General features: G+C 60.0%; 8 protein-coding genes. 5 read left to right on the plus strand and 3 right to left on the minus strand.

Features of this window, described 5'->3' with window-relative positions:
* Positions 1-168 precede the first annotated feature (168 nt).
* The gene (locus tag VEZ38_RS18715; protein ID WP_324896217.1) at positions 169-396 is read right to left on the minus strand and encodes an alpha/beta-type small acid-soluble spore protein; all 228 of its coding nucleotides are present in this window, start codon (positions 394-396) and stop codon (positions 169-171) included.
* A 134-nt stretch (positions 397-530) separates the two neighbouring features.
* Between VEZ38_RS18715 and VEZ38_RS18720 the strand changes: the two genes are divergently transcribed.
* Positions 531-872: a DUF4870 domain-containing protein gene (locus VEZ38_RS18720; RefSeq protein ID WP_324896219.1), complete on the plus strand. Its 342-nt coding sequence runs from the start codon at positions 531-533 to the stop codon at positions 870-872.
* Here the strand turns inward: VEZ38_RS18720 and VEZ38_RS18725 are convergent.
* The gene (locus VEZ38_RS18725; RefSeq protein ID WP_324896221.1) at positions 869-1,039 is read right to left on the minus strand and encodes a hypothetical protein; all 171 of its coding nucleotides are present in this window, start codon (positions 1,037-1,039) and stop codon (positions 869-871) included. The genes VEZ38_RS18720 and VEZ38_RS18725 overlap by 4 nt on opposite strands.
* Positions 1,040-1,044: 5 nt before the next feature.
* Entirely contained in the window at positions 1,045-1,221 is a 177-nt protein-coding gene (locus VEZ38_RS18730; protein ID WP_324896223.1) for a hypothetical protein, read from the minus strand.
* 161 nt (positions 1,222-1,382) lie between these two features.
* On the opposite strand from VEZ38_RS18730, the gene VEZ38_RS18735 reads away from it, so the two are divergent.
* From VEZ38_RS18735 to VEZ38_RS18750, 4 genes are all read left to right on the plus strand, one after another.
* Positions 1,383-3,185, plus strand: coding sequence for an adenylate/guanylate cyclase domain-containing protein (locus VEZ38_RS18735; protein ID WP_324896225.1), 1,803 nt, complete (start codon positions 1,383-1,385; stop codon positions 3,183-3,185).
* 164 nt (positions 3,186-3,349) lie between these two features.
* Positions 3,350-4,099: a ThuA domain-containing protein gene (locus VEZ38_RS18740; RefSeq protein WP_324896227.1), complete on the plus strand. Its 750-nt coding sequence runs from the start codon at positions 3,350-3,352 to the stop codon at positions 4,097-4,099.
* A complete protein-coding gene (locus VEZ38_RS18745; protein ID WP_324896229.1) occupies positions 4,096-5,196 on the plus strand; it encodes a Gfo/Idh/MocA family oxidoreductase in 1,101 nt (366 codons plus the stop codon). Before VEZ38_RS18740 ends, VEZ38_RS18745 begins: the two co-directional genes overlap by 4 nt.
* Before the next feature lie 105 nt (positions 5,197-5,301).
* Positions 5,302-6,000, plus strand: a 699-nt coding sequence (locus VEZ38_RS18750; protein ID WP_324896231.1) for a glycosyltransferase family 2 protein, incomplete at its 3' end; no start/stop codon positions are given.

Here is a 6,000-nt window from a genome sequence, read left to right on the forward strand (position 1 = left end):
ATTCCTGACGCGAAAGCGCTGTCATATTGAGATTAACTGCATCTTTGCAGAAGATAAGCGCTTACATGGCTTTAGGAAGTAAAAATAACTGCATTTTTTGCAGTAAAGGCAAACCCCCGCGGACCTTCGCCGACGGGGGTTTCTATGTGCTGGATGGTAACGCTTAAGTTAGAATCGTGCGCCGCCGCGAGCCAACGTCTCTTCGGCGAATTGCACCATGCGGCGAACCATGTGACCGCCGATCGCGCCGGTGTCGCGCGTCGCCATGTAGCCATAGTAGCCGTCCTGCGGGATTTGCACGCCAAGCTCTTGAGCGACTTCGTACTTCAATTGCTCTAACGCTTGGTTCGCTTGAGGAACGATCAAATTGTTGGATGTCTTAGAACCTGTAGCCATTGATGTCACCTCCTGTGGAATGTAAGCATATCATTTGCATTTTCAAATATTCTATGCATGACTTCCGGAAACAAACTTTGCATCCGGGAGGGCGCCGCCTGCGTATAGTAGGAGAAAGAAGGAGTCGATGAGGCATGGAAACTCGAAAAATTTTGGCGGCGCTCTCGTATTTCAGCATTTTCTTTATGGGTTTTATTCTTCCGGCGGTGCTCTATTTCGTCTCGGACGACCGGTACGTGAAGGATCATGCCAAGGCGGCGTTCCTCTCCCACTGCATCCCGCTCGCTGCAGTCGTCGCCGCCTTCGTCGGCATGCTAGCGACGGGCATCGGCGCCTTCGGCATGAACGGCGGCGCCGAGGCGGCCGGCGCCGGCACGCTCGTCGCGATGGTATTGCTGTTCGGCGCCGCCGGCCTTGTCTCCCTGATCGTCACGATCTGGAACGTCGTGAAGGGCGTTCAAGTCTTGATCCGCTAGACGCCTCCGCAAGATTCGCCCGGGTACGGGCGCTCTGCCTTCAATCGCTCGTTCTCGTCCTCGATCAGCTCGTCCTCCGGCCGCGCGGCGACCAGCTTCGCCGGCGGCTGCTCGAACCGAACGTCGCCGCGGGGGCGGGAGGGGGAATCGTTTTCCAAAGTCGTCATTTCCATTACTCTCCCTTCAGGTCCGCCCGGCAGGCGGTCGATTCGTTCTCGTTCGCTTCTTTCTCGTACGCGATCAGCGTAATTTCTTCGCCCAGCTCTTCGTACAACCTGGATTCGAGCCCCTTCAGCTCCCGAATCGCATGCTCCGGCAGCTCCGCGAAGCTATAGTTCTTGCGCCCCATAACGAGCACGCTCCTTTCCGCCTTATTTTGGCTTCGCGACTCCGGGACTATCCGGGAACATTCCGCGACATTTTCCACCGAAATGCCCAATTTTATGGTATGATCGTTACCATCGTTAACAATGGAATGATCCATTGAACTTTCATGGGCGGGGGACGGGAATGAACCGGAAGCTGAAGATTTGGTTGATCGTGGCGAACGCGGCGGTGCTGCTGTTATCGCTGGTGATGTATTCGTTCGGAAGTCTCGAAGTGATCAATCGGACGTTATTCAATTACCACATGCAAAACAACATGACGCACGCGCCGAACGAGCGCATCGTCGTCATCGGGATCGACGACGAATCGCTCGAGGCGATCGGCCGATTCCCTTGGGATCGCCGCGTCTACGCGGAGCTGCTGCACGTGCTGAATCAACCCGGCTACGAGCCGAATTCCATCTCCTTCGATATTTCGTTCGACGAAGCGTCGGACCCGGAAGCGGACGCGGCCTTCGCCGAAGCGCTCTCGATGTACGACAACGTGGTGTTCCCGGTGACGGGCATTACGGAGCAGGTGCGCAGGGAGGTGACGGTCGAGCGCGGCGGGTATCTCGAGGCGTACGACGTCCGCATGCCGTACGGCCCGTTCGCGGAGCATGTCAAGCTCGCCCATATTAACGCGATCATCGATCCGGACGGCGTCATCCGCCGCACTGTGCTCGCGATCCAAGGACCGGACGGCACTGTCTATCCGTCGCTCGGCCTCAACGCGGCGCAGATGGCCGGCGTCGATGTCTCGAAATACATAGAAAACGATTATATGGCCGGCGACAGCATGAAGACCGAGATGTTCATCAATTTCGACGCGACGAGCGACGAGTTCATCACGGTGCCGTTCGTATACGTCCTCTCGGGCGAGATCGATCCGGAGCTGTTCCGCGACGCGATCGTGCTGATCGGCATTAACGCCGTCGGCTTCGAGTTCGACCATCGCTCGACGACGGTCGAGCGCGAGATGAAGCTCGTCTACGCCCATGCGAACATCGTCAACCAGCTGTTGGACGGCTCGGTCACGAAGAAGTCCGAATGGTATATTACGCTGACGCTGATGCTGCTGCTGCTCGGCTTTACGTGGTGGTCGGCGTGGCGCTTGAAGTCGACCTATAGCGGGATCATCTTCGCCGCGATGCTCGGCGGCTTGTTCGGCGGACAATACTTGATTTATCAACAGCTAAGCCTGTACGTCGATATCGTCTACCCTGCACTCATCCTTGTCTTGACGTATATCCTGAACATCGCCGTAAAGTCGTATCTCGAAAACAAACAGAAGAACTTCATTACGAAGCAGTTCGGGCGCTACATCTCGCCGGATCTCGTCAAGGAGATCGCCGCGGCGAACAACGAAATCAAGCTCGGCGGCATCAACAAGGAGCTGTCGATTCTGTTCCTCGACATCCGGGGCTTCACGACGCTGTCGGAGAAGCTGAAGCCGGAGGAGGTCGTCGACTTCCTGAACGAGATGTTCGACCTCATCACGAACAAGGCGCTCGAAAATAAGGGCACGATCGACAAGTTTATCGGCGACGCCGCGATGCTCATTTACAATGCGCCGCTCGACGTCGAGAACCATCCGTACTATGCGGTCAAGACGGCATGGGACATCCAGCAAGGCATGAAGGAAGTGCGCGAGCGCATCCAGGAGCGCCACGGCGTTACCGTCAACTGCGGCATCGGGGTGCACACGGGCGAGGTCGTCGTCGGCAACATCGGGTCGTACCTGCGCGTCGACTACACGTGTATCGGCGACAACGTCAACACGGCGGCGCGCATCGAGTCGCAGACGACGGCGGGGCAAATCCTCGTCTCGGAAGCGACGTACGAGCGGACGAAGGATCAATTCCACTTTAATTACGTCGGCGACCGGATGATGAAGGGCAAGACGGTAGCCGTCAAGCTGTACGAAGTATTGGGGCCGATCGCGTAAGCGGTCTTCTGTCGCCGCCCGACGCGTTCCGCGTCGGGCGGCGTTTTGTTTTTGCCGAATAGAAATCGCAACATTCCACAGTTTGCATCTGATTCGCTCTCCGGTAAAGTAGGGGACGAACCGCGTTGGGCGCAGGGACCCCGAGACGGAAGGAGATATGGAACATGGGTACGAACCGTACGAAGGTGACGATTTGGAATGAATTCGTGCACGAGCGGAAGAACGAGAAGGTCCGGGCGATTTACCCGGAGGGGATTCATCGAGCGTTGGCCGAGGGATTGGCGGCGAGCGGACGCGACATCGCGACGGCGACGCTCGATCAGGAGGAGCACGGCCTGTCGGAGGCGCGGCTGAACGATACCGACGTGCTGCTGTGGTGGGGGCATATCGCGCATAAAGAGGTGTCCGACGTCGTCGTGGAGCGGGTCGCGAACCGCGTGTTGGACGGCATGGGACTGATCGTGCTCCACTCCGGGCATTGCTCGAAAATTTTCAATAAGCTGATGGGGACGCAATCCTGCCGGTTAAAGTGGCGCGAAGCCGACGAGAAAGAACGGCTGTGGGTCGTCGATCCGTCCCACCCGATCGCCGCCGGCCTCGGCGAATATATCGAGCTGGAGCGGGAAGAGATGTACGGGGAGCATTTCGACGTGCCGCCGCCGGAGGAGCTCGTGTTTCTTAGTTGGTTTCCGGGCGGCGAAGTGTTCCGAAGCGGGTTGACGTACCGGCGGGGGCGGGGGAAGGTGTTTTATTTCCGCCCGGGGCACGAGACGTACCCGACGTATTATCATCCCGATATTTTGCGTGTCCTCTCTAATGCGATCGACTGGGCGGCGCCTTCGGCGACGGCGCGGCCGACCTACGGGCACTCGAAACCGCTCGAGCCGCTGAACGCGGGGGAGGCGAAGCCATGACGGGGCCGGCGGGAAAGACGTACGGGTTCGGGTTTATCGGACTCGGCGGCATGGGGCGCGAGCATCTGCGGCGGCTCGGACGATTCCCCGAGGTGCGCGTGGCTGCCGCGTGCGACGAGAACGCGGACGCCGTGCGCGCGTTCGGCGACGCGGTTTCGCTGCCCGAGGGGAAGCGGTATACCGATTATACCGCGTTGATCGCGGATGCCGACGTCGACGCGGTCGTCGTCGTAACGCCGAATCATACGCATGCGGACATCATCAGGGCATGCCTCGACGCGGGCAAGCCGTTCATGGCGGAGAAGCCGTTCACGCGCACGTTCGAGGAGGCGCAGGCGCTTCTGGCGTATTATCGGCGACATCCCGTCGCCAACATGATCGGCTTTTCTTACCGTTACGACCCGCAATTTCGGTATTTGAAGGAGCTCGTCGCCTCCGGGCGCATCGGCAGGGTGCACAGCGCATTCATACAATACTTGCAGGGGTGGGGCGCTGCGGTGTGCGACACGCCGATGGCGTGGCGGTTCGACGCGTCGGTAACCGGCACGGGCACGCTCGGGGATCTTGGATCCCATATGGTCGACATGGCCCGATTTCTGATCGGAGAATTCGACGAGGTGTCGGGGCGGCTCGCCACGTTCGTGCCGGAACGGAGGGATCGCGCGACGGGACGCATGGTGCCTGTAACTGTCGACGATTACGCGTCTTTCCATGCCCGGCTCGAGGGAGGCGTCGTCGCGTCATTCCAAACGTCGCGCAACGCGGTGGGCTCGGGGAATCAGCATGAGGTGTACTTGTACGGCGACGAAGGGACGCTGTTCGCGACGTCGAACGACAAGGGAGCGGTACTGTGGATGCATCTGGACGCGAAGGGCGAACGTATCAAGGAGCCGCTCGCCGTGCCGGACGGACGCGCCGTGGACCAATGGGACGAGTTCCTGAAGGTGCTTCGCGGCGCGGAAAGCTCGATCGTGACGACGGTGGAGGACGGGTTTCGGAATCAGGCGGTCCTCGAGGCGATCGTCGTCTCGCACCGCGAAGGTCGGCACGCCAAGCTTGCGGAATGGATCGGCGGAGAAGGCCCGAACGACGCCTAGCGGGACGCCGCGCCGGCCGTGCGCAGCCGAGGCGGCCGGCATTGGCAGCAGGGAGCGGAAGAGGTAAAATAGAAGGAAAGCTTTCGGAAAATGTGAGGTGCCCGCATGCCAGCCATATCCGTCATTACCCCGACCTATAATCGCCCGCACGCCGTCGCGGAGCTGCTGGAGGCATTGTCCCGGCAGACGTTCGGCGACTTCGAGGTGCTGCTCGTCAACGATGCCGGCGAGCGCGTCGACGACGTCGTGCGCCTGTACCCGGAGCTGCGCGTGCGCACGATCGACCTGCCGGTAAACTCGTACCACGTCTGGGCGAGGAACGCCGCGCTGCCGCATGCGAAGGGCGAGTGGATGATGCCGATCGACGACGACGATCTGATCGTGCCGGATCATATGGAGCGGATGCTTGCCGAGGCGGAGGGGGCGGATCTCGTATACGGGGACGTCGAAATTTTCGACTATGTCGCGAAGGAAGGGGCGCGCGTGCCCAAGGGCCGCTACCTCTTCGCTTACGAGCATGATCTCGCGCTGCTGCGAAAATTCAATACGTACGTCGCATCCGGTTCGCTGTACCGACGTTCTCTGCACGACGCCCTCGGTCCGTTCGACCCGGAGATGCGGAACTACTGGGATTGGGACTGGATACTACGCGTTGCGGAGGCGGGCTTTCGGGTGAAGAAGGTGCCGCGGGCGGGCGTCTTGTATGCCTTCGCTTCGGCGGGCGGAGACAATCAATCGAACAACCAAGACGCCATGCGGCCGTATCTGGATCGGCTTAGCGAGAAGCACGGTCTGGGAAGCCTC

This window comes from Paenibacillus sp., assembly GCF_035645235.1.
Lineage (GTDB): Bacteria > Bacillota > Bacilli > Paenibacillales > YIM-B00363 > Paenibacillus_AE.

Bases quoted from the DNA above. Each gene is read 5' to 3' on its own strand.
- VEZ38_RS18715 (WP_324896217.1), bottom strand. From the start codon at position 396: ATGGCTACAGGTTCTAAGACATCCAACAATTTGATCGTTCCTCAAGCG.
- VEZ38_RS18720 (WP_324896219.1), top strand. From the start codon at position 531: ATGGAAACTCGAAAAATTTTGGCGGCGCTCTCGTATTTCAGCATTTTC.
- VEZ38_RS18725 (WP_324896221.1), bottom strand. From the start codon at position 1,039: ATGACGACTTTGGAAAACGATTCCCCCTCCCGCCCCCGCGGCGACGTT.
- VEZ38_RS18730 (WP_324896223.1), bottom strand. From the start codon at position 1,221: ATGGGGCGCAAGAACTATAGCTTCGCGGAGCTGCCGGAGCATGCGATT.
- VEZ38_RS18735 (WP_324896225.1), top strand. From the start codon at position 1,383: ATGAACCGGAAGCTGAAGATTTGGTTGATCGTGGCGAACGCGGCGGTG.
- VEZ38_RS18740 (WP_324896227.1), top strand. From the start codon at position 3,350: ATGGGTACGAACCGTACGAAGGTGACGATTTGGAATGAATTCGTGCAC.
- VEZ38_RS18745 (WP_324896229.1), top strand. From the start codon at position 4,096: ATGACGGGGCCGGCGGGAAAGACGTACGGGTTCGGGTTTATCGGACTC.